General features: G+C 40.3%; 21 protein-coding genes and 2 pseudogenes. 17 read left to right on the top strand and 6 right to left on the bottom strand.

The window, feature by feature from the left end:
* The first annotated feature begins 7 nt into the window (after positions 1-7).
* From ODU41_RS05990 to ODU41_RS05955, 8 genes are all read left to right on the top strand, one after another.
* On the top strand, positions 8-1,111 hold the full coding sequence (locus tag ODU41_RS05990) for a prephenate dehydrogenase (RefSeq protein ID WP_398578765.1): 1,104 nt from the start codon (positions 8-10) through the stop codon (positions 1,109-1,111).
* A gap of 9 nt (positions 1,112-1,120) precedes the next feature.
* Complete coding sequence (locus ODU41_RS05985) at positions 1,121-1,459, top strand: YlbF/YmcA family competence regulator (protein WP_024401417.1); 339 nt, start codon at positions 1,121-1,123, stop codon at positions 1,457-1,459.
* Positions 1,460-1,721: 262 nt separating this feature from the next.
* On the top strand, positions 1,722-2,867 hold the full coding sequence (gene nagA / locus ODU41_RS05980; protein ID WP_074391886.1) for an N-acetylglucosamine-6-phosphate deacetylase: 1,146 nt from the start codon (positions 1,722-1,724) through the stop codon (positions 2,865-2,867).
* Between the two features lie 23 nt (positions 2,868-2,890).
* Positions 2,891-3,892 (top strand): tagatose-bisphosphate aldolase, encoded by a 1,002-nt coding sequence (gene lacD / locus ODU41_RS05975; RefSeq protein WP_074391887.1) that lies wholly within the window; start codon positions 2,891-2,893, stop codon positions 3,890-3,892.
* Positions 3,893-4,534: 642 nt separating this feature from the next.
* Positions 4,535-5,494, top strand: a complete 960-nt coding sequence (locus ODU41_RS05970; RefSeq protein WP_024400040.1) for an ABC transporter substrate-binding protein — start codon at positions 4,535-4,537, stop codon at positions 5,492-5,494.
* Between the two features lie 23 nt (positions 5,495-5,517).
* Complete coding sequence (locus tag ODU41_RS05965; RefSeq protein WP_044684205.1) at positions 5,518-6,492, top strand: ABC transporter substrate-binding protein; 975 nt, start codon at positions 5,518-5,520, stop codon at positions 6,490-6,492.
* A gap of 55 nt (positions 6,493-6,547) precedes the next feature.
* Positions 6,548-7,441, top strand: coding sequence for an ABC transporter permease (locus ODU41_RS05960; RefSeq protein WP_074391888.1), 894 nt, complete (start codon positions 6,548-6,550; stop codon positions 7,439-7,441).
* 12 nt (positions 7,442-7,453) lie between these two features.
* Positions 7,454-8,254, top strand: a complete 801-nt coding sequence (locus tag ODU41_RS05955; protein WP_002940641.1) for an ABC transporter ATP-binding protein — start codon at positions 7,454-7,456, stop codon at positions 8,252-8,254.
* 353 nt (positions 8,255-8,607) lie between these two features.
* Here ODU41_RS05955 and aroB read toward each other — a convergent pair whose 3' ends face one another.
* The 4 genes from aroB to ODU41_RS05935 are packed head-to-tail and all read right to left on the bottom strand — an operon-like array spanning position 8,608 to position 12,675.
* Positions 8,608-9,675: a 3-dehydroquinate synthase gene (gene aroB, locus ODU41_RS05950; protein ID WP_044763564.1), complete on the bottom strand. Its 1,068-nt coding sequence runs from the start codon at positions 9,673-9,675 to the stop codon at positions 8,608-8,610.
* A gap of 12 nt (positions 9,676-9,687) precedes the next feature.
* Positions 9,688-10,557 carry a shikimate dehydrogenase gene (locus tag ODU41_RS05945; RefSeq protein WP_398578764.1) on the bottom strand — a complete coding sequence of 290 codons (870 nt, stop codon included), beginning with the start codon at positions 10,555-10,557 and terminating at the stop codon, positions 9,688-9,690.
* A 45-nt stretch (positions 10,558-10,602) separates the two neighbouring features.
* On the bottom strand, positions 10,603-11,628 hold the full coding sequence (locus ODU41_RS05940) for a 3-deoxy-7-phosphoheptulonate synthase (RefSeq protein WP_398578763.1): 1,026 nt from the start codon (positions 11,626-11,628) through the stop codon (positions 10,603-10,605).
* A gap of 9 nt (positions 11,629-11,637) precedes the next feature.
* On the bottom strand, positions 11,638-12,675 hold the full coding sequence (locus tag ODU41_RS05935; protein WP_024395871.1) for a 3-deoxy-7-phosphoheptulonate synthase: 1,038 nt from the start codon (positions 12,673-12,675) through the stop codon (positions 11,638-11,640).
* Between the two features lie 264 nt (positions 12,676-12,939).
* Here ODU41_RS05935 and aroA point away from each other — a divergent pair, with 264 nt between their 5' ends.
* From aroA to ODU41_RS05905, 6 genes and pseudogenes are all read left to right on the top strand, one after another.
* The gene (aroA, locus tag ODU41_RS05930; protein ID WP_074391891.1) at positions 12,940-14,220 is read left to right on the top strand and encodes a 3-phosphoshikimate 1-carboxyvinyltransferase; all 1,281 of its coding nucleotides are present in this window, start codon (positions 12,940-12,942) and stop codon (positions 14,218-14,220) included.
* An 8-nt stretch (positions 14,221-14,228) separates the two neighbouring features.
* Positions 14,229-14,720 (top strand): shikimate kinase, encoded by a 492-nt coding sequence (locus tag ODU41_RS05925; protein ID WP_024393608.1) that lies wholly within the window; start codon positions 14,229-14,231, stop codon positions 14,718-14,720.
* Positions 14,711-15,538 carry a prephenate dehydratase gene (gene pheA / locus ODU41_RS05920; protein WP_398578762.1) on the top strand — a complete coding sequence of 276 codons (828 nt, stop codon included), beginning with the start codon at positions 14,711-14,713 and terminating at the stop codon, positions 15,536-15,538. The genes ODU41_RS05925 and pheA overlap by 10 nt, the downstream gene beginning before the upstream one ends.
* 11 nt (positions 15,539-15,549) lie before the next feature.
* A complete protein-coding gene (locus tag ODU41_RS05915) occupies positions 15,550-16,872 on the top strand; it encodes an LCP family protein (RefSeq protein WP_398578761.1) in 1,323 nt (440 codons plus the stop codon).
* Positions 16,873-16,938: 66 nt separating this feature from the next.
* Entirely contained in the window at positions 16,939-18,294 is a 1,356-nt protein-coding gene (rlmD, locus tag ODU41_RS05910; RefSeq protein WP_398578760.1) for a 23S rRNA (uracil(1939)-C(5))-methyltransferase RlmD, read from the top strand.
* Positions 18,295-18,709: 415 nt separating this feature from the next.
* Positions 18,710-18,934, top strand: a pseudogene (locus tag ODU41_RS05905) (recombinase family protein); the annotation flags it as partial.
* Here the strand turns inward: ODU41_RS05905 and ODU41_RS05900 are convergent.
* Positions 18,927-19,091, bottom strand: a pseudogene (locus ODU41_RS05900) (DUF5960 family protein); the annotation flags it as partial. The pseudogenes ODU41_RS05905 and ODU41_RS05900 overlap by 8 nt on opposite strands.
* A gap of 202 nt (positions 19,092-19,293) precedes the next feature.
* On the opposite strand from ODU41_RS05900, the gene ODU41_RS05895 reads away from it, so the two are divergent.
* Positions 19,294-19,662 carry a metalloregulator ArsR/SmtB family transcription factor gene (locus tag ODU41_RS05895; RefSeq protein ID WP_044679564.1) on the top strand — a complete coding sequence of 123 codons (369 nt, stop codon included), beginning with the start codon at positions 19,294-19,296 and terminating at the stop codon, positions 19,660-19,662.
* Positions 19,655-21,784: a heavy metal translocating P-type ATPase gene (locus tag ODU41_RS05890; RefSeq protein WP_044679566.1), complete on the top strand. Its 2,130-nt coding sequence runs from the start codon at positions 19,655-19,657 to the stop codon at positions 21,782-21,784. Before ODU41_RS05895 ends, ODU41_RS05890 begins: the two co-directional genes overlap by 8 nt.
* Positions 21,785-21,982: 198 nt before the next feature.
* On the opposite strand, the gene ODU41_RS05885 is transcribed toward ODU41_RS05890, so the two are convergent.
* Positions 21,983-22,111: a DUF5960 family protein gene (locus tag ODU41_RS05885; protein WP_398578838.1), complete on the bottom strand. Its 129-nt coding sequence runs from the start codon at positions 22,109-22,111 to the stop codon at positions 21,983-21,985.
* Positions 22,112-22,257: 146 nt separating this feature from the next.
* Here ODU41_RS05885 and ODU41_RS05880 point away from each other — a divergent pair, with 146 nt between their 5' ends.
* The gene (locus tag ODU41_RS05880) at positions 22,258-22,938 is read left to right on the top strand and encodes an IS6-like element IS1216 family transposase (RefSeq protein WP_161941131.1); all 681 of its coding nucleotides are present in this window, start codon (positions 22,258-22,260) and stop codon (positions 22,936-22,938) included.
* Positions 22,939-22,992: the final 54 nt, after the last annotated feature.

Below are 22,992 nucleotides of genomic sequence, written 5' to 3'. Positions count from 1 at the left end.
GTAATTAATGAAAAAAACGATTTTAATTGTAGGTCTAGGGTTGATTGGAAGTTCACTTGCGCTCTGTATCCGCAAAGACCATCCTGACTATCACCTCATTGGCTTTGATCCTAACGAACAATCATGCCAAATTGCCTTGGGCAAGGGGATGGTTGATGAGGTATCAACGGAATTGGAGGGTGTAGCAAAGCAGGCAGATGTGATTCTTCTTTGTGTTCCAATTCAAGTTTCTTTGCGTTTGATTGAAGAATTTAGTGCCCTTGAATTGAAGGATACGGTCTTGATTACAGATGCAGGTTCAACGAAGTCTGCAATTGTGGCTGCTGCAGAGGAACATTTGGCGCCAAGAAAAATTAATTTTATCGGTGGCCACCCTATGGCAGGTAGTCATAAATCTGGTGCCAGTGCAGCAGATCTCTATCTATTTGAGAATGCTTACTACATTATGACACCGTGTCAGGCTACCAAGCGGGATGCGGTTCCCCGATTGACAGATTTGTTATCTGGAACGGGGGCACGTTTTGTTCAGATTGATGCAGCAGAACATGACCGTGTGACCAGTCAAATTTCACATTTTCCACACGTATTGGCTTCTAGTTTGATGCATCAAGCTGGTGAGTATGCCCAAGATCATCCCTTTACGAATAATTTTGCAGCTGGAGGATTTAGAGATATGACACGGATTGCGGAAAGTGAGCCGAGCATGTGGACTAGCATTTTGCTGACCAATGCAGATTCTATTCTAAATCGAATCGAGGAATTTCAAGAACGTCTTTCAGAAATTTCAGATGTGCTCAGATCTGGCAATCAAAAAGCAATTTGGGATTTTTTTGATAAGGGACGTCAAACTCGTAAAGCTATGGAAATTCACAAGCGTGCAGGTGTTGATTCTTTCTACGATTTATTCCTTAGTGTTCCTGATGAGGAAGATACGATTTTGAAGGTTTTGGAAGTCTTACGGGGTATTTCCATTGTCAATATTCGTATCAATGAAGAGAACCGTGAAGATATACACGGTATTTTACAAATTACGTTTAAAAACAAGGGAAATTTGGAAGACGCTGCGAAACGTTTAAGAGAGCAGACGACTTACAAAATTCATTTAGATTAGGAGAAAATTATGTCAACAAATATCTATGATATAGCAAATGAATTGGAACGTGCAATCCGTAACCTGCCTGAATATAAGGCGGTGGAAGCCGTTAAGGTCTCAGTTGAGGGGGATTCAGAAGCCAAAGAAATATTGGAAAGTTATATTTCTTTCCAAAAAGAAATCCAATCTAAATTGCAGGCTGGTGAAATTCCTACTGAAGCTGACCAAAAGAAAATGTTGGATTTCAACAAGAAAGTTCAGGGAAATCCACTTTTGACGGAATATTTCAGCAAGCAACAACAGTTGGGAACTTATGTAGCTGATTTGGAACGTATCATCTTCAAGCCTCTCAACGAATTGTTGTAATATATTTATATTTGATAGGAGCAGGGTGTTAGGTCATGGATTGACGCCTAGTATACACTGCTTACGTAGAGTTCTTATCTCCAAGTACAGATTCAGAAACGGTACTTTGGGGAGTAAGAACTCTTTTTTCTACCTTCTCACAGCATCCATTTCTTATAAAGTTATGGTAATTACTTGACATTTTCTAATAGAAGTTCTACAATATATTTAGTATATGGTTATAACCAGTTTGATAAGTATATATATCAATAAAGGAGATAGTATGACAGTATTTATAAAAGCAAAATCTATTATTTTACCAGAGAGTGAGGTCAAATCAGCCTATTTGGAAATTACTGACAATGGTCAGTTTGGACGGATTGTGACTGAAAAGCCTGAAGGGGAGATTGTTGATTATTCTGACTTTCATTTAGCACCAGGGCTAGTTGATACACATATCCACGGCTACGCTTCTCACGATGTTATGGACAATGATTTTGAAGGGATCAAGGTAATTTCAGAAGGCCTCTTGTCTTGTGGGGTAACCTCTTGGCTTCCAACGACCTTAACAGATACGACTGAAAATTTAGATGCAGTTTGTGAAACGATTGGGACTTATGCAGGGCAGGAAACAGGCGCCAAGATTCAAGGTATTTTCTTAGAAGGTCCCTTCTTTACGGAAAAATACAAGGGAGCACAAAATCCTAAGTACATGAGCGATCCATCCATTGAAAAGTTGGACAACTGGCACAGCTTATCGAAAGGTTTAGTCAATAAAATTGCTATTGCTCCAGAACGTGAAGGTGTCAAAGAATTCATCGAGTTTGCTAACAGCAAGGCAATTCATACTGCCTTGGCTCACAGCGATGCGACCTATGCGCAAGCGGAAGCGGCAGTAGAAGCTGGTGCCAATATCTTCGTCCATGTTTACAATGGGATGAGTGGGCTTCATCACCGTGAACCAGGTATGGTCGGGGCTGCTTTGAATTTAAAAAATGTCTATGCGGAAATGATTTGTGATGGACACCATGTTCATCCAGCTGCGGCAGAAATCGTGGTCAAAGCACGTGGAGCAGAGGAAACTGTTTTGATTACGGACTGTATGCGAGCTGGCGGTATGGGTGAAGGGGAGTCCCGCCTCGGTGAATTTGAAGTTGTTGTAAAAGATGGAACTGCTCGTTTAAAAGAAAGTGGTAGTTTGGCAGGTTCTATCTTAGAATTGATCGAAGCAGTGCAGAACGTTGTGAAATGGGGCTTGGTGTCCCTACCTGATGCCCTTCGTATGGCCTCTCTGGCACCAGCTCGCTCTGTCAATATTGACCATATTTGTGGTCGGATTGCAGAAGGCCGAGCTGCAGACTTTATCGTCGTAGATGATGCAGGACGCTTACAAGCGACCTATCTAGATGGCGTGAAACGATTTGGTTAATAAAATTCCTTAGGAGGAAACTAATGACAAAATTACAACTTTCTCAGGCTAAATTCAATCACATGACCCGCTTGTCAAACAGCGAACAGGTGATTGCGGCCTTGGCGATTGACCAACGGGGGGCTTTGAAACGCTTGCTTGCTGCTGCAGCAGGTGGTGGCGAATTTGGAGATGACATTTTGATTGATTTCAAGAAAGTCATTTCAAGCGATTTGACCCCTTATGCAAGCTCTATCCTCTTGGATGCTGAGTATGGTGTTCCAGCTTCAGAATTACGTCATGCAGATTGTGGCTTCATTGCTGCTTATGAAAAAACAGGTTACGATGCGTCCACACCAGGTCGTTTGCCAGACCTTTTGCCAAACTGGTCTGCAAAACGCATCAAAGAATTGGGAGCGGATGCCGTAAAAATCTTGCTTTACTATGATGTGGATGACAAGCCAGAAATCAACGACATTAAGCATGCCTGGGTAGAACGCATTGGTAGTGAGTGTATCGCAGAAGATATTCCTTACTTCGTCGAAATCTTGACTTACGATGCCAGCGATATGGATGTGACTTCTCGTGAATACGCAGCCCTCAAACCACACAAGGTCAATGGAGCCATGCGTGAATTTAGCAAGTCACGTTATAATGCCGACGTGCTCAAGGTTGAAGTGCCTGTCAATATGAACTTTGTAGAAGGCTACACAGATGAAGACCCAGTCTACACAGTTGAAGAAGCTAAGGCCTTCTTCAAGGAACAAACAGACAGTACTCACTTGCCCTTCATTTATTTGAGTGCAGGTGTGTCTGCTAAACTCTTCCAAGAGACACTTGTCTTTGCCAAAGAAGCCGGTTCAAGCTTTAATGGTGTCCTTTGTGGTCGGGCGACTTGGAAGGATGCAGTAGCCATCTTTGCAAGCGAGGGTGAAGAAGCAGCCAAAGCTTGGTTGGCAGATCAAGGCCGCCGCAACGTAGAAGAACTCAACGAGGTTCTAGCAACTACAGCGCGTCCTTGGACTGAAAAAGTTGAAGTAAAATAATTGTTTTAGTAGGGTCTGGGCTTAGGTTCAGACCTTTTTGTGACATCAAATATAGTCATTTATACCCTTCGAAAATCAAGATCAGTCGTCGTTGACCTGATTTTGCACTCCGCTCTTATATCTCCCACCTTGAACAGTTCATTTACTTTGCAAGCAATCTAGGAGACTGATTCAAGTCAATGCTAGAAATTGAGTTATAGCTGCGGCTGTTGACAGATCGTTTTATAGCTAATAATATAGGGGGTTATTTTTAGAAAAATTCAAAAAAACTTGAAAAATCTGAAAATTTACGCAATTTCCTATTGACAAATAATTTGAAAACAGTTATGATAGTTACAAATAAATGAGAAAGGGAAACAGAGATGTTACAAATGTGTCAAAATCATTCAGCTAATCATACTTATTTCTACGGCTATTTTAGATAGTGTTTGTAGACATGGTAAACATGGATGCAAACACGGGAACGTAAAGTTTGTATCTATGTGGCTGTAGCTATTTTGACATGTGCCCATAGATGATACATCTAGATGGCACGGATAATTCATTCTGTTTTCCTATACAGATGAAATATAAGGACCGTTTAGAGTGTAGTCTAAGCGGTCCTTTCTTGTTTGCAATTATATTTATAAAAGGAGAATAATCATGGGATTTAAAAAAATTATACTTAGTTCAGTGGCACTTTTGTCAGCAGTAACGCTTGCTGCATGCAGTTCCAATTCGTCAGATTCAAGTTCAGTCAATGTTGGTATTATTCAATATGCTGAACATGAAGCATTGACCTCAGCTCGTGAAGGCTTTGTAGAGGCACTCGAAGAAGCAGGCTACAAGGAAGGTGAAAATCTGACGATTGATTTGCAAAATGCCCAAGGTGATCAAGCAAACTTACAGACAATGGTTGAGAAATTGGCAGGGAAAAATGATCTTAACTTTGCCATCGCAACACCGGCAGCCCAAGCCATGCTTAATGCAGATAGTGAAACATCAAGTGTATTTACAGCTGTCACAGATCCAGTTGAAGCAGGTTTGGTTGAATCATTGGAAAAACCAGGTGGGACCATGACAGGATCTACTGATGCAACTGATGTGGAAGGTCAAATCGAGATGTTGCTCAAAGTTGTACCAACTGCGAAGACTGTCGGTATTTTCTACAATTCTAGCGAGGTAAACTCAGAGGTTCAAGCTGAGCAGGCTAAAAAAGCACTCGAAGCAAAAGGTGTAAAGGTAGAAGTGACAACTGTCACGACGACAAACGATGTTCAGCAAGCTATTACTTCACTTGCAGGAAAAGTCGATGCTATCTATCTTCCAACTGATAACACAGTTGCCTCTACAGCTTCAACAATCGGTGATATTTTAAAAGAAGCAAAAGTTCCAGCTATGGGAAGTGACGCAGCAGTTATTGACGCAGCTCTATTTACCTACGGTGTCGACTACCATGCTATCGGTGTTCAAGCTGGTGAATTGGCCGTGAAGATTTTGAAGGGTGAAAAGCCAGCTGACTTAGCAGTTGAAAAACCAAATACAGCGGCTATTACCGTCAATGAAGAAATGGCTAAAGCTGTTGGTATTGATGCAGCGACTATAAAAGCATTAGAAGAGTAAAATATTTAGGAGAAGAAACGTTTATGTATTATAAGCTAGTAAAAAAATTGGCAACTATTTCAGTAGCAAGTATGTGTTTGCTAACACTTGCAGCTTGTTCCTCATCATCAGAACAAGCTTCCTCAGATGTGGTCAAAGTTGGAGTTCTCCAATATATGGAGCATGAATCATTGACAGCTGCCCGTGAGGGTTTTGTGGCGGAATTAGAAGCAAATGGCTATAAAGAGGGTGAAAAATTGGTTTTGGATTATCAAAATGCCCAAGGTGATCAAGCTAACCTTCAAACCATTTCAGAACAATTAATCGATGGAAATGATATTGTCTTGGCAATCGCTACGCCGTCTGCCCAGAGTTTAGCGACTGTGTCTACTGAAACGCCGATTGTCTTTACTGCGGTTACAGATCCCTTGTCAGCTGACTTGGTAGAATCCATTGAAAAACCAGGTGGACTGTTGACAGGTACTTCTGATCAAGCTCCAATTGACAAACAGGTTGAATTGCTAGGACAAGCTGTTCCTGATGCTAAGACAGTTGGTATTTTGTACACTACTAGCGAACGTAATTCAGAAGTCCAGGTAGAGCAAGCTAAGAAATTGCTAGAAAAAGCAGATTATAAGGTAGTGGTAAAAGGAATCACTTCGACTAATGAAGTACAAGATGCTACAACAAGTTTGATGAAGGATGTAGATGCTCTCTTTATTCCAACAGACAATACTGTCGCTTCAACCATGACCATGATCGGTGAATTATCTGTGGAGCATAAGGTTCCAGTAATCGGTGGTTCAACGGACATGGTGGATGAAGGAGGTCTTTTGACTTACGGTACCAACTATGAAGCTTTAGGTCGTCAAACTGCAAAAATGGCTATTAAGATTATCGAAGGAGCCAATGTGTCAGAAACAGCGGTAGAATACCCAGAGACCGTCAGTCTTCACGTTAATGAAGAAATGGCTCAGAAATTAGGTATCGATACTTCTAAGCTTGCTGTATCTGAATAAGATCGGTAAGTATAGAACCTAGTATTGACTACGAATTTAGAAAAAGGAGAAAATCGTGGATATTATTTTATCAAGTATCTCGCAAGGCTTGCTTTGGTCAGTTATGGCGATTGGTGTTTACTTGACGTTTCGTATTTTAGATATTGCTGATATGACAGCTGAGGGGTCTTATCCGCTTGGAGCTGCTGTTTGTGCGACAGGGATTGTGAACGGAGTGAATCCCTTGCTGGCAACCTTTATGGCTATGGTAGCTGGTATGGGTGCAGGATTGATTTCTGGTTTACTTCATACAAAACTAAAAATTCCAGCCCTTTTGACCGGTATTGTAACCTTGACGGGACTCTACTCCATCAACTTGAAAATTTTGGATAAGGCCAACGTAGCCCTGCTCAAACAAGAAACACTGGTGACCCAATTGCAGGATTTCGGTTTGACAAAAACCAATGCTGTTTTGGTCATTGGTCTGGTCTTTGTACTAGCAGTTGTGGGCCTATTGACGCTCTTGCTCAATACACAAATTGGTCTAGCCATTCGTTCAACAGGGGATAACATTCCAATGAGTGAGGCCAACGGTATCAATGTAGATAATATGAAAATCTACGGCTATATGTTGTCGAATGGTCTAATTGCCCTTTGTGGAGCTCTTCTTACTCAGAATAATGGCTATGCAGATCTCAATTCAGGTACTGGTACCATTGTTATCGGTCTAGCATCTGTCATTATTGCAGAAGTTATCTTGCGTAACTTACGCCTGGGTTGGAGACTCCTATCGGTTGTTCTCGGTGCAGTTGTTTACCGTTTGATTATCTTAGCGATTTTGGAAATTCCAGGTATGGATGCAGACCTTGTTAAACTCTTCTCAGCTATCCTTCTGGCAACCGTTCTCTATGTGCCAGAATTGCAGAAGAAATTGAATATTCGTCGTCCAAAATTGAATGGAAATGCTTAGGAGGAGGAAGTCATGTCTACAATTTTATCAATTCAAAATATTCATAAAACCTTCGAAGCTGGAACAGTTAATGAGAACCATGTCCTTCGTGGGTTGAACTTAGATGTAAAAGAGGGTGATTTTATCTCCATTATCGGTGGTAATGGTGCTGGTAAATCAACTTTCATGAACTCACTTGCAGGTGCCTTGACGGTTGATTCGGGCGATATTTTGCTTGAAGGTAAATCCATTAAGCATGTCTCAGCAGCCAAACGTTCTAAGGACATCAGCCGTGTCTTCCAAGATCCTAAGATGGGAACAGCTTCCCGCTTGACCATTGAAGAAAACATGGCTATTGCCTATCGTCGTGGATTGTCACGTGGTCTTGGCTGGGGTGTTAAGGATAGTGAACGTGCTATTTTTAAGGAAGCCTTGAAAGAGCTTGGTCTGGGACTAGAAAACCGTATGAAGGTTGACACGCAATTTCTTTCAGGTGGTCAACGTCAGGCCTTGACATTGATGATGGCTTCGCTGGTTAAACCAAAGGTTCTACTCTTGGACGAACACACTGCAGCCCTTGATCCCAAAACTAGCGATATGGTCATGGAATTGACCAAGAAGATTGTCGAGAGTCACCAGTTGACAGCTCTGATGATTACGCATAATATGGAAAACGCCATTGAATATGGTAATCGTTTGGTCATGTTGCACCGTGGTCAGATTGTTGTCGATGTAGAAGGAGAAGAGAAGAAGAACTTGACCGTTCAAAACTTGATGGACCTTTTCTACAAAAACAGTGGTGAAAAGCTAACTGACGATGAGATGATTTTATAAAAAATAAGACTACTGATGATTTTGAATCAGTAGTCATTTTTCTTATCTCGTCATTTAGTTGACTTTTATTACTTCGACGTAAGAGGAAACTCCATTTCCTTATTTCCAACTTCAAACACTCTACTGGATTGTTTGAACTCGCCTTGCCTGATTTTGCAAAAGCGACTTGCTTCGCTCTTTTATCTCCCACCTTGCACAGTCCATTAACTGTGCAAGCAATCTGGGGGATACGAATAGTCCAGTGGACTATTCGTACCTGAGCCTGAGAACAAAAAAGCGAAGTACATCAGCTGGTCGCCTAGAAACAAGAAAGCATTGAGTTATACCTGCGGCTTTTGATGTGAACTAAAAGACTATACTTGTAGAAATTCTAGCATTTCTTCCATTGGAATTTGATGGATGGCAGCCTGTCCCGATTGAGGGACGATGACGAGTTTGATGGTCTTGCCACGTGCTTTTTTATCGTGAGTTAGGGCGGCGTATAATTCATCTACATTCCAAGGTTGGTGTGTAGTCGGCAAGCCGAATTTTTCACACATGGCGATAATCTTTTCTGTCATACCAGCTGGCATCAGTCCTTTTTTCTCAGCTGCGCGTGAGATTTGTACCATACCGATAGCAACAGCTTCACCGTGCATGACCTGGCCGTAGCCAGCGGTCGCTTCAATAGCATGTCCAATCGTGTGACCGAAGTTGAGGTAGAGTCTGACACCGTTGTCTAATTCATCTTCGACAACAACCTTGCGTTTGACTTCACAGGAGTGGTAGACGATATAGTCAGCATGCTCCAGAATGCTCTCGACAGAGCCGTCTAATTGGTCTAGGGTTTCCCAGAGCTCCACATCATCTATTAAGCCATATTTGACAACCTCGCCCATTCCTTCAATCAATTCTCGTTTGCCGAGTGTTTTGAGGGTATCAGGGTCGATGAGAACGCCGTCTGGTTGGCAGAAGGTCCCCACCATATTTTTGGCAAATGGGGTGTTCACGCCAGTTTTTCCCCCGATAGAAGAATCGACTTGGGCAGTTAGGCTGGTTGGGATTTGTAGGAAATGGATACCACGCATATAGGTAGAAGCGACAAAACCTGCCAAATCGCCAACGACTCCTCCGCCGAGAGCAATGATTCCATCACTTCGTGTCATACCATTTTTTACGAGAAATTCGTAGGCCTGGTTGACGGTATCAAGATTTTTTGAGGCTTCACCTTCTGGAAATTCAAAAGCAATGGTTTCAAAACCAGCTTGTTCTAAGCTTGACTGGACTGTTTCACGGTAGAGTGAGCCAACGTGGTCATCTGTAATAATGGCGATTTTCTGAGGTTTCCAAAGTTCTTTGACCCATGCACCTGTCTGTGCTAAACTTCCTCTTTGGATAAGGATGTCGTAGGGAGTGTTGGGAAGATTGACGGTCAGTTTCATCAGATTTCCTCTCTATTTGATGTCGTATTTCTGGACTAATTGGTCCCAAATCAAGTCAGTCGGCATTTCCTTACCAGTCCAGGTTTGGAATGCTTCAGCCGCTTGGAAAAGGAGCATGCCCAAACCATTGATAGTTGGATTGCCTTGAGATTGGGCTAGTTTTAATAAAGGTGTTTCGAATGGTTGATAGATCACATCCGCAACCAAAAGATTTTCAGGAAAGCGAATGGTAGAAGGAACAGGTTGAGAATACCCATCCATGCCTACACTGGTTCCGTTGACTAGTAAGTCGGAGTTGGTAATATGTTCCTGTAGTAATTGGCTATCTTCGAGCGCTAGGACCTGCATAGGAACTCCAGTTGCTTGAGCAATAGGTGTAAGACTCGCCTGTGTTCTTTCCAAGCTTTGTTGGCGGCAGAAAATAGTAATTTCCTTTGCACCATCCAATGTAGCCTGAGCTATGATAGCAGTAGAAGCACCACCACCACCTAGAATGGTCAGTCGCTTGTTGCGTACTTGGAATCTTCTTAGTTTTTCTAAACTTTTGAAGAATCCAATGCCATCGGTATTGTGACCGATTAGTAAGCCGTTCTGATGAATGACAGTATTGACAGCGCCAATCAGGCGTGCAGAGGCTGTTAAATCATCTAGATAAGGAATGACAGCTTGTTTATAGGGCATGGAAAGATTGATGCCAAACATATCGTAGCGTTTGATATTTTCAAGAGTAGCAGCCAAATCCTCTTCTGGAATTTCCAAAGCGACATAGACACCGTTTACCCCTGTTTCCTTAAAAGCCAGATTATGAATGAAGGGGGAAATGGAGTGTTTGATTGGATTTGCAACAACGGCAGCAAGACGAGTGTAACCATCAATGTTCATAGCTTACCTCCAAATTATTTATCCTATAAAAAATTAAGGAAAGAATTAGACAGTTTGATGAATTTCACGAATCAGAGCTTCCGTTTTTTCCCAACCCAAGCAAGGATCGGTAATGGATTTGCCGAATACCTCAGGGCTATCTTGACGGCCGTCTTCTAAGTAGGATTCAATCATGAAACCACGGACATATTTGCGAATGGCTTCATTCCAATCACGGTTGATGAGGGTTTGACGGACGATACGGATTTGTTCCAGGTAATTTTTACCAGAATTGTCGTGGTTGGTATCAATTACAATAAATGGATTTTTAAGACCAAATTGTTCATACTGTTTGATGGTTTTCAAGAGAATATCATAGTAGTAGTTTGGTTCATAACCGCCCTTTTCAGTATTGGCACCACGAAGGATAGCATGAGCTAGAGGGTTGCCATCTGTATCAACTTCTGCGTCGCGGTAAATAAAGTTCTGTTTGTTTTGTGCGGCGTAGATACCATTGAACATAACGGTCAAATTACCAGAAGTTGGGTTTTTCATACCAGTTGGCATATCGACACCTGATGCAACAAATCTGTGTTCTTGGTCTTCAACCGAACGTGCTCCGATAGCATGGTAGGACACCAAGTCTTCCACAAGAGGGTAGTTGGCAGAGTAGAGCATTTCATCAGCAGTTGTGAGTCCGGTCTCAGTAATGACACGGTAATGCAAATTACGAACGGCTGCAATTCCGTTAATGAGGTCTGGTAATTTAGAAGTATCTGGCTGATGAACCAGTCCTTTATAGCCTTCCCCATTGGTACGTGGTTTAGCTGTGTAAACCCGTATGACCATGAAGATTTTATCTTTGACTTCCTCTTGAAGCTTAGAGAGACGACGTGCATATTCTAGAACGGCCTCCTCATTATCTGATGAGCAAGGGCCGATAACCAAGAGCAGACGGTCATCTTCGCCTCGGATAATTCTTTTCAGTTCTTCATCGCGCTGTTTTTTTGCAGCTAGAAATTCTCCTTCTAACTTGGAAAGTTCCTTTACTTTATCGATGTCTAAACTGGTGCTACGTTTGTGAATTCCCATAATATCTTCCTATCTGTTGTAAATTTCTCGGATGAGTTCTTGTGTTTTTTCCCAGCCTAAGCAAGGGTCTGTGATGGATTTTCCATAGACATCTGGATTGTCTTGGCGACCGTCTTCAATGTAGGATTCAATCATAAATCCGCGAACGTAGTTACGAATGGATTCGTTCCAGTCACGGTTGATTAAGGTTTGACGGACGATACGGATTTGTTCCAAATAATTTTTCCCAGAATTGTCATGGTTGGTATCGATAATAATAAATGGATTTTTCAAGCCAAATTGGTCATAGAGCTCAATGGTTTCTAGAAGATTGTCATAGTAATAGTTTGGTAGGTATTTACCATTTTCATTGACTGCGCCACGAAGGATAACGTGAGCAAGTGGATTGCCAGATGTTTCAACTTCAGTATTGTTGAAGAGGAAGGATTGCTTCTTCTGAGCAGCAAAAAGACCGTTGAACATGACTTTGAGGTTACCAGATGTTGGATTTTTCAAGCCTGTTGGAACATCGATGCCTGACGCTACAAAGCGGTGCTGCTGATTTTCAACCGAACGAGCTCCGATAGCGATGTAGGAAACCAAGTCATCAACCAAAGGCAGGTTTTCAGGATAGAGCATCTCGTCAGCAGTAGTTAAACCTGTTTCCGTAATGACACGATAGTGGAGGTTACGAACTGCTTTGATTCCGTTGATGAGGCTTGGTGCAGCATCTGTATCTGGTTGGTGCATGAGTCCTTTATAACCATCACCATTGGTACGTGGCTTGGCAGTATAGACGCGCATGACCATGAAAATTTTATCTTTGACCTCTTCTTGGAGCTTGGCCAAGCGGTGAGCATAATCTAAGACAGCCTCTTCATTGTCAGAAGAACATGGCCCAATTACTAGGAGAAGACGATCATCTTCACCTTTTAAGATAGCTTCAAGTTCACGGTCACGAGCTTGTTTTTTAGCAAGTGTTTCTGGAGAAAGTTTTGAATGTTCTCGTACTTGATTGATGTCAATTTTTTCGCTGATTGGTGTAAACAATAGGTCTTCCTCTTTCATTTATAGATTTCTCAATTATACCATTATTTTTAAGAATTTAAAACCAATATTCATGATTTTGTGTGAAATTTACAGTAAATTCTGAATATTTTATATAAAGAAAATTTAAGAAATTTTACTTACAATAGGTTAACGATTTTTGATTCATACACTTTGGATAAAAATGTAATGGAAATCGATTTTTTTGCAAGTCATTGTCATAAAAATCAGAAAATATTTAATAAATATGATAGAATGGAAGTAATACTAGTTTGGGGTAAGGATATGAAATTAAGAAAAAACGTAGAAAAACTACAGGGTGTGATTCGTGTCCCAGGTGATAAATCAATCAGTCATCGTTCTATTATTTTTGGTTCCCTTGCAAAAGGTGTTACCCGTGTCCACGATATTTTGCGTGGAGAAGATGTCTTGTCAACCATGCAGGTCTTTCGTGACTTGGGTGTAAAAATTGAAGACAATGGTGATATTGTTGAAGTACACGGTGTTGGCTTTGATGGTCTTCAAGCACCCAAAAATGATTTGGATATGGGAAATTCTGGAACCTCGATTCGTTTGATTTCAGGCGTTTTAGCAGGTCAAGATTTTGAGGCGACTATGTTTGGTGATGATTCCTTATCCAAACGTCCTATGGACCGAGTGACTATTCCACTCAGTCAAATGGGAGTAGAGATTTCTGGACAAACTGAACGCGACCTACCTCCGTTGACCATCAAAGGGAATAAGAATTTAAAACCAATTCGCTACCAACTCCCTGTAGCCTCTGCCCAAGTAAAATCAGCTCTGATTTTTGCTGCCTTGCAGGCTGAGGGAGAGTCGGTCATCGTAGAAAAAGAGTTGACTCGAAACCATACAGAAGATATGATTGTCCAGTTTGGTGGACAGTTGGAAGTCAATGGCAAGGAAATCCGCATCCAAGGTGTTCAGGAGTTTATTGCTCAAGAGATTACAGTTCCAGGAGATATTTCAAGTGCTGCCTTTTGGTTGGTTGCTGGCTTAATCGTACCAGGTTCAAAAATTGTCCTTGAAAATGTGGGAATCAATGAAACTCGGACTGGTATTTTAGATGTCATTAAAGCCATGGGCGGTAAAATGACTCTTTCTAACATAGATGAACTTGCAAAATCTGCTACCATTACAGTTGAAACGTCGGAATTGAAGGCTACGGAGATTGCAGGCGAATTGATACCTCGTTTGATTGATGAGTTGCCAATTATTACCTTACTAGCGACTCAAGCACATGGAACAACGATTATTCGTGATGCTGAGGAGTTGAAAGTTAAAGAAACGGATCGTATTCAGGTTGTTGCAGATGCTCTAAATAGTATGGGAGCAACTATTGAACCAACAGAAGATGGTATGATTATTCACGGACCAACTGCTTTACATGGTGCTGAAATCAATACATTTGGTGACCACCGTATCGGTATGATGACTGCCATTGCCGCCTTGTTGGCCAAAGATGGAGAAGTTGTATTGGAAAGAGCAGAAGCTATCAATACTAGCTATCCTGCCTTCTTTGAACACTTAAATAGTTTGATGGATTAGGAGAATGTATGCCAATCGTTTTACTTGGATTTATGGGAGTTGGAAAAACAACAACAGCACATTTGTTAAATCTCCCCGTTTACGATATGGACCATATCATTGAAGAACGGATTGGTATGCCTATTGCTGACTATTTCAGTCTTGAAGGAGAGGCTTCGTTTAGACAACTGGAGACAGAGGTGTTGAAAGAATTGCTGGACTTACCTAGTAATTGTATCGTGTCAACTGGTGGTGGTGTGATTAAATCTGAAGTAAACAGGGAATTGCTGTTGGCAAATAGGGAGGACAATGTACTTCTTACTGCCTCCTTTGAAGTTTCCTATCAGAGAATTCGTAAGGATAGACAGTCGCAAAGACCTCTCTTTTTACAGTGTAGTAAGGAAGAGTTTGAAGCCCTTTATCGTGAACGAATGGCACTTTATCAAGGTTTAGCCGATACTGTAATCGATACAGATAAACTGAATCCAGAACAAGTAGCAAGGAAAATTTTATGCAAGTAGCCTATCTAGGACCTCGTGGTTCTTTTACACATCAAGTGGCCCAGCAGGCCTTTCCGACTGCGGATTTGCAGGCTTTTGAAACGATTACAGAGGTTATCAAGGCCTACGAAACGGGGGAAGTTACCTATTCCGTTATTCCAGTAGAGAACTCGATTGAAGGTAGTGTTCATGAAACGATTGACTATCTCTTTCATCAGGCGGAGATTCATGCGGTTGCAGAGATTGTTCAACCGATTGCCCAACAACTGTTAGCCACGAGTGCCGATAAAACTGTAGAGGTTATCTATTCTCATCCGCAGGCAATTGCTCAGGGGAAGAAATATATTCAGGAACATTTTCCTCAGGCTCGTATTGAAATAACAGCTAGTACAGCCTATGCTGCTCGCTTTGTGGCAGAACACCCTGAACAACCATTCGCGGCAATTGCTCCGCAAGCGGCAGCAGTTGAATATGGACTGGAGGTAATTGCGCAAGACATCCAGGAAATTAGCGAGAATTTTACACGCTTTTGGATTTTGGGGGATAAGGCTCCGTCTATTGCACTGGAACAAGTAGCTAAAAAAGTCAGTCTTGCACTGACATTGCCAGATAACCTGCCAGGAGCCTTGTATAAGGCCATGTCTGTTTTCTCATGGAGAGGAATCAGCTTAACAAAAATAGAAAGCCGACCCCTGAAAACGGCTTTGGGTGAGTATTTTTTCATACTGGATCTTGATAATCAGTCTGAGGAATTATTAGCCTATTCTCAAAAAGAATTGACTAGTTTAGACATAACCTATAAAGTACTAGGGAATTACCTGGTCTATATGACCAGCTAGGATGAAGACAGATGAATAAAAACAATAATATCCTAACCCATCATGAACAATTGAGGTTAGATTATTTGCAAAAAAATATCCACTACTTAAATGACAAAGAAAGTCGTGAGTTGGATTATCTATTATATAAAAAAGAGCTGAGAGAACGGCATGGAAGTCCAAGGCAATCTCTACGTAGCTTCACACCAACGGCTTACGAAGATGACTTCGAGGAAGATTATTTTGAAGAGGATGATGAGCAAGAGGAACTGTTGCCTCGCTATTCTGAACGTAGATCCAGAAAAGCAAGACAAACCAAACCTCAACGGTTTCAGTCTCCTCGTATCGAGCCCAAAGCGAAAGTACCTAAACCTAAAAAAGCTCGTAAAAAGGGTGGTTTCAAGCGCCTTATTGGTTTCGTATTGCTTGCTATAGCGCTAGTGATTGTAGCGATGGGCTATAGTTTTTTCAAAGGTATGAATAGCGTGAGTGAGAAGCCAGTAGCTGAGGTCTTCAACGGCGTAGATACATCGAATGGGACAAATATTTTAATTTTGGGAACAGACGGTCGTGTTGGCGAAAGCTCAGGTGAAACTCGAACGGATACCATCATGGTTCTAAATGTGAATAACACGGATAACAAAATCAAACTTGTTAGCTTTATGCGGGATACCTTGGTGGATATTGAGGGATATGAATATAAACTCAATACTGCCTATACTTTGGGAGAACAGGATAATCAGCAAGGGGCTGAAGAAGTTCGGAAGGCGTTGAAGAATAATTTTGACATCGATGTCAAGTACTATGCGATGGTGGATTTTGCAACCTTTGCGACAACGATTGATACACTTTTCCCTGAGGGTGTAACGATTGATGCACAGTTTTCAACTATTAATGGTGAAGTCGTTAGCTCAGTAGAAGTGCCGAATGATTTACAGCTGGAAGAAAATGCTCCTGCTTATCAAACGATTCAGGTCGGTGTACAGCAGATGGATGGTAAGACCTTGCTTAACTACGCGCGCTATCGTTCGGATGATGAAGGTGATTTTGGTCGTACGAGACGTCAACAGGAAGTGTTATCTGCTGTTATGACACAGGCTAAAAATCCAATGAAACTATTCTCTGGCTCCGAAGCTATAGGTAAGGTTGTGGCGATGACTCCGACAACAGTGCCACAAAGCTTTATGTGGCTACAGGGACCAGGCCTTCTATTGGATGCGGCAAATGGTATCGAACGTGTTACAATCCCAGAAAATGGAGACTGGATTGACGACTATGATATGTATGGTGGTATGGCTCTTCGTGTTGATTTTGAAAAATACCAGCAGCGCTTGGCTGAGTTAGGCTTGCGTTAAGAAATATGGTATACTAGAAGTGACTTCGGTCACTTTTTTAGTGGTCCAAAAATAGAAAGTAGAATTATGTTAAAGAAAAACGATATTGTCGAAGTAGAAGTAGTAGATTTGACACATGAGGGTCAGGGTGTGGCAAAAATTGATGGTTTTGTCTTCTTTGTAGACAATGCTCTTCCAGGCGAGAAAATTTCCATGCGCATCTTAAAACTTAAGAAAAATATTGGTTTTGGTAAGGTGGAGCAATGGCAGAGCTTCTCGCCAGACCGTAATCAGGACTTGGATTTGACCTATCTAAGAACAGGTATTGCTGACTTGGGACATCTTACTTATCCAGCCCAACTAGCTTTTAAGAAAAAACAAGTTGAGAATAATCTACGTAAGATTGCAGGTCTGCCAGAAATAGCAGTAGCAGATACTTTGGGAATGGACAATCCTCTTGCTTATCGCAATAAGGCAGCTGTTCCAGTTCGTCGTGTGAATGGGCAGTTAGAAACAGGATTTTTCCGAAAAAATTCACATGATTTAGTTCCGATTGAGGATTTTTACATTCAACATAAGGAAATTGATGCCTTGGTTCTAGCGACACGTGACCTCTTGAGAAAATTAGACTTGAAGCCTTACGATGAGAAAGAACAGACAGGACTTGTGAGAAATATTGTTGTTCGTCGTGGTCATTATTCAGGTCAGTTGATGCTAGTTTTAGTTACGACTCGTCCGAAGATTTTCCGTGTTGAAACCCTTATTGAGCGTTTGACAAGCCAATTTCCAAATCTTGTTTCTATCGTTCAGAATATTAATGACCAGAATACCAATGCTATATTCGGTCAAGAATTCCGTCTTTTGCATGGCAGTGAAACTATTGCAGATACCATGTTGGGCAATGAATTTGAAATTTCTGCACCGTCTTTCTATCAAGTCAACACAGAAATGGCTGAAAAACTCTATCAGACCGCCATTGACTTTGCAGAATTGTCGGCAGATGATGTCGTGATTGATGCCTATTCAGGTATTGGGACAATTGGTCTCTCCTTTGCAAAACAAGTTAAGCATGTTTACGGTGTAGAAGTCGTTGAAAAGGCTGTCCTTGATAGTCAGAAGAATGCTGCTCGAAATGGGATTGATAATGTTACCTATGTCTGTGATAGTGCAGAATCCGCTATGCAAAAATGGGTGGCAGATGGTATTAAACCAACAGTGATCTTTGTCGATCCTCCGAGAAAAGGTTTGACAGAAAGTTTTATCAAAGCAAGTACTTCTGTAAAACCAGAGAAAATCGTCTATATCTCCTGTAATGTGGCAACCATGGCGCGTGATATTAAACTTTATGAGGAATTGGGGTACAAATTGACGAAGGTCCAGCCGACTGATTTATTTCCAAATACGCATCACGTCGAGTGTGTAGCTCTGCTCGTAAAGGAGTAGAAACCTTTGAATGAAAGGGGTAATGAAAGCCTTGATTGCAAGGCTTTTTGTTATGTTGTGGGGAAGTGTTAGAGTAAGTAATTTTTTGGAGTGAGTAGAAGTGATAGCAAGAAATTATCAAAATCTATTTCCATTTACCCTGTGGGTACGTGTTTATTTCCATTGACAAGGAGTTTGTGGGAATAGAAACGTACCCACCTTTCAAAATCGCCTAAGACCTTGAAACTAATTCATATTACATAGACTCTAGATGGGCGGAATCATTTACTCGTACCAGTTTGGCATAAAATTCAAAATTTATTTATAAGTATAAATGGCCTGATTTTTGGTTAGGTCATTTTTTATCTTCTAATTTAGAAAATCGTAGTTAATATATATAATTATTATGTAGATTTCTAGAAAGGAGGTAAAACCAATAGTAAGACGGAATTCTAAAATTACTCGTCAACAGAAGAAAATTCGAGATGCATTTGTATCTGAGAGAACGGTTGAAATTATTCCTGCAAAGCGAGAGTTCACTGATGTTAAAACTAAGAAGTTGCGTGTTGCTGCCTATTGTCGAGTAAGTACTTTTGACGAATCTCAGTCAGGTAGTTTTGAACTTCAAAAACAAACCTATACTGAAAGAATCAATAATTCTTACGAGAAGTTGCCATTGTTTTGAGGATATCATCTGTCAGAAAGGTCAATGGAATATTCATGTTAGAGTAGCGGTAGAAGTAACGTTCAAAATCTTGGTAGCTCTCGCTATAATAGTCCATTTGCAGGTGATTACGCTGAAACTCAAGCTGATTCATAAAGCACCTCCTCAACAAGTTCAATACTAATAATGTTATGTACTTAAAGTCTTATGCAGATTGGTTATTTTGTTATTAGAATTGGGTACTCCAAGTCTTTTTTTATGAATTTTTTTATTCATTCAAAAAAACACTTGAATTAATTAATGAAAAGGGTTATACTATATTCAAACAAATACTTGAATGATATTGAGGTGAGAATATGATTAAAAAAGATACTTGTGAAATTTATTGTTATGACGAAGAAAAGGTCAATCGAATACAAGGTAATTTACAGACAGTAGATATTTCTAGTGTTGCCCAAATGTTAAAAGCTATTGCAGATAAAAATAGAGCAAAAATTACCTATGCATTGTGTCAAGATGACGAACTGTGTGTGTGTGATATTGCAAATATTATAGGTGTTACGGTTGCAAATACCTCTCATCACCTGCGAACGCTCCATAAGCAAGGGATTGTTAAGTTTCGAAAAGAGGGAAAACTTGCATTTTATTCCTTAGATGATGAGTATATCAGACAAATTATGATGATTGCATTGGCACATAAGAAAGAGGTGAAGATCAATGTCTAGAGGGAAAGCAAAACAGTCTGAAAAAGAAATGAAAGCCTATCGTGTTCAAGGATTTACTTGTACTAACTGTGCAGCCATTTTTGAAAATAATGTTAAAGAACTTCCCGGTGTTCAGGATGCGAAAGTAAATTTCGGAGCATCTAAAGTTTATGTTAAAGGGACGACAACCATTGAAGAATTAGAAAAAGCAGGAGCATTTGAAAATTTAAAAATTCGAGATGAAAAAGAACAAAGGGTAGGAGGAGAACCTTTTTGGAAGCAGAAAGAAAACATTAAGGTATATATATCAGCTCTTTTACTTGTAGTTAGCTGGTTCTTAGGAGAGCAGTATGGTGAAGAGCATGTTCTACCGACAATTGGTTATGCAGCGTCCATTTTAATCGGTGGATATTCGTTATTTATTAAAGGTCTCAAAAATTTAAGCAGATTAAATTTCGATATGAATACGCTTATGACTATTGCCATTATAGGAGCTGCAATTATTGGTGAATGGGGTGAAGGGGCAACCGTTGTTATCCTATTTGCGATTAGTGAAGCATTAGAGCGTTATTCAATGGATAAAGCACGTCAATCTATTGAATCTTTAATGGATATTGCCCCAAAAGAAGCGTTAATTCGACGAGGCAATGAAGAAATGATGATTCATGTTGATGAGATTCAAGTTGGAGACATCATGATAGTTAAGCCTGGTCAAAAGTTAGCAATGGATGGAATAGTGGTTAAAGGTACATCGACATTAAATCAGGCTGCGATTACAGGTGAAAGTGTTCCAGTAACGAAAATCACAAATGATGAAGTATTTGCAGGAACCTTGAATGAAGAAGGGTTACTTGAGGTTAAAGTAACAAAACGAGTTGAAGATACTACTCTTTCAAAAATCATTCACTTGGTAGAAGAAGCCCAAGCAGAACGGGCCCCCTCTCAAGCGTTTGTCGATAAATTTGCAAAATACTATACACCAGCTATTGTCATACTAGCTCTTTTAATTGCAGTAGTTCCACCATTATTTGGCGGAGACTGGAGCCAATGGATTTATCAAGGATTAGCTGTATTAGTGGTTGGTTGTCCTTGTGCCTTAGTAGTCTCAACTCCAGTTGCTGTGGTTACAGCAATAGGAAATGCAGCGAAAAATGGTGTATTAATTAAAGGTGGTATCCATTTAGAAGCAGCAGGACACTTAAAAGCGATAGCATTTGATAAAACAGGAACATTAACCAAAGGGATTCCAGCTGTAACAGACATTGTGACATATGGTAGAAATGAAAATGAATTAATAACCATAACATCAGCCATTGAAAAAGGATCGCAGCACCCTCTTGCTTCAGCGATTATGCGAAAAGCAGAAGAAAATGGATTAAAATTCAATGAAGTAACAGTAGAGGATTTTCAATCCATTACAGGTAAAGGCGTTAAAGCCAAAATAAATAATGAAATGTATTATGTGGGAAGTCAAAATCTTTTTGAGGAATTACACGGAAGCATTTCAAGCGATAAAAAAGAAAAAATTGCCGATATGCAAACTCAAGGTAAAACGGTGATGGTGTTAGGAACAGAAAAAGAAATTCTTTCGTTTATTGCCGTAGCCGATGAAATGAGGGAATCGTCTAAAGAAGTTATCGGCAAGTTGAACAATATGGGAATCGAAACAGTGATGCTAACAGGCGATAACCAAAGAACGGCAACAGCCATCGGAAAACAAGTTGGTGTTTCGGATATTAAAGCTGACTTACTTCCAGAAGATAAGCTTAATTTTATTAAAGAACTTCGAGAAAAACATCAAAGTGTGGGGATGGTCGGAGATGGCGTGAATGATGCTCCAGCCCTTGCGGCATCTACCGTTGGTGTAGCAATGGGTGGTGCTGGAACTGATACAGCTTTAGAAACGGCTGACATCGCCTTAATGTCTGATGATTTGAGTAAATTGCCATATACAATAAAATTAAGCCGTAAGGCTTTAGCAATCATCAAGCAAAACATTACCTTCTCTTTGGCGATTAAATTAGTGGCATTACTTTTGGTCATGCCCGGTTGGTTAACACTTTGGATAGCGATATTTGCTGATATGGGAGCAACTTTACTTGTAACATTAAACAGTTTACGCTTATTGAAAATCAAAGAATAGGTTCTAAAATGGGTGTCAACAATCGGATGCGATCATTGAAAACAATGTTATGCTTCAAAAGGGATAATAACAGGAAATATACAACTAAAGGACGCTTTAACTGAGCAAAGGAAAAAGCCAAATTTCTCAATTGATGTTGAGAAATTTGGAGCTTGGTATTGAAAGTGGTATAGACTAAAAGGAGCATAAGACTCCTTTTTAGTTTGTAGAGTAAACGGACTTTAGGTAAACATATTTTCTGATGAGCATATTGTTCTCGAAAGGATTAATATTGAATAGAATGTAGTGATCTCGGTAGTCTTCGGCATTGTCATCATTGAGCTTGATGAAATTTATATGTTAAATATGTTGTAGTTTTCTTATAAGAATAGCGGTAAATTTGTGGATTATCATCTAAAGGGTTCTGTTGCAAAGTTTTAAATCTACTATCAAATAAGGTAGAATAATAGAAAAAGATAGCAGGAGGAATGACGATGAATCATTTTAAAGGAAAGCAATTTCAGCAGGATGTGATTATTGTAGCCGTGGGCTACTATCTTCGTTATAACCTTAGCTATCGTGAAGTTCAAGAAATCTTATATGATTGTGGCATTAACGTTTCTCATACGACGATTTATCGTTGGGTGCAAGAATATGGCAAACTACTCTATCAAATTTGGAAAAAGAAAAATAAAAAATCCTTTTATTCATGGAAAATGGATGAAACGTACATCAAAATTAAAGGAAAATGGCATTATTTGTATCGAGCCATCGATGCAGATGGTTTAACCTTGGATATTTGGTTACGTAAAAAACGGGACACACAAGCAGCCTATGCTTTTCTTAAGCGGTTAGTGAAGCAGTTTGATGAACCGAAGGTTGTAGTCACAGATAAAGCCCCCTCTATTACAAGTGCCTTTAAGAAACTAAAAGAATACGGCTTTTATCAAGGGACAGAACATCGTACCATTAAATACCTGAATAATTTGATTGAACAAGACCATCGTCCAGTAAAGAGACGCAATAAATTCTATCGAAGTTTACGCACTGCCTCTACCACGATTAAAGGTATGGAAGCCATCCGAGGATTATATAAGAAAACCCGAAAAGAAGGCACTCTCTTCGGGTTTTCGGTCTGTACTGAAATCAAGGTATTATTGGGAATCCCAGCTTAAATCATAGATACCGTAAGGGATTTTATTCTTTATTTAAAACTTTGCAACAGAACC

This window comes from Streptococcus sp. 2022WUSS083 (assembly GCF_044427155.1).
GTDB classification, from domain to species: Bacteria; Bacillota; Bacilli; order Lactobacillales; family Streptococcaceae; genus Streptococcus; species Streptococcus hashimotonensis.
The sequence above is the reverse complement of the archived record's forward strand: the minus strand, read 5'-3'. Positions and strand labels throughout refer to the sequence as shown.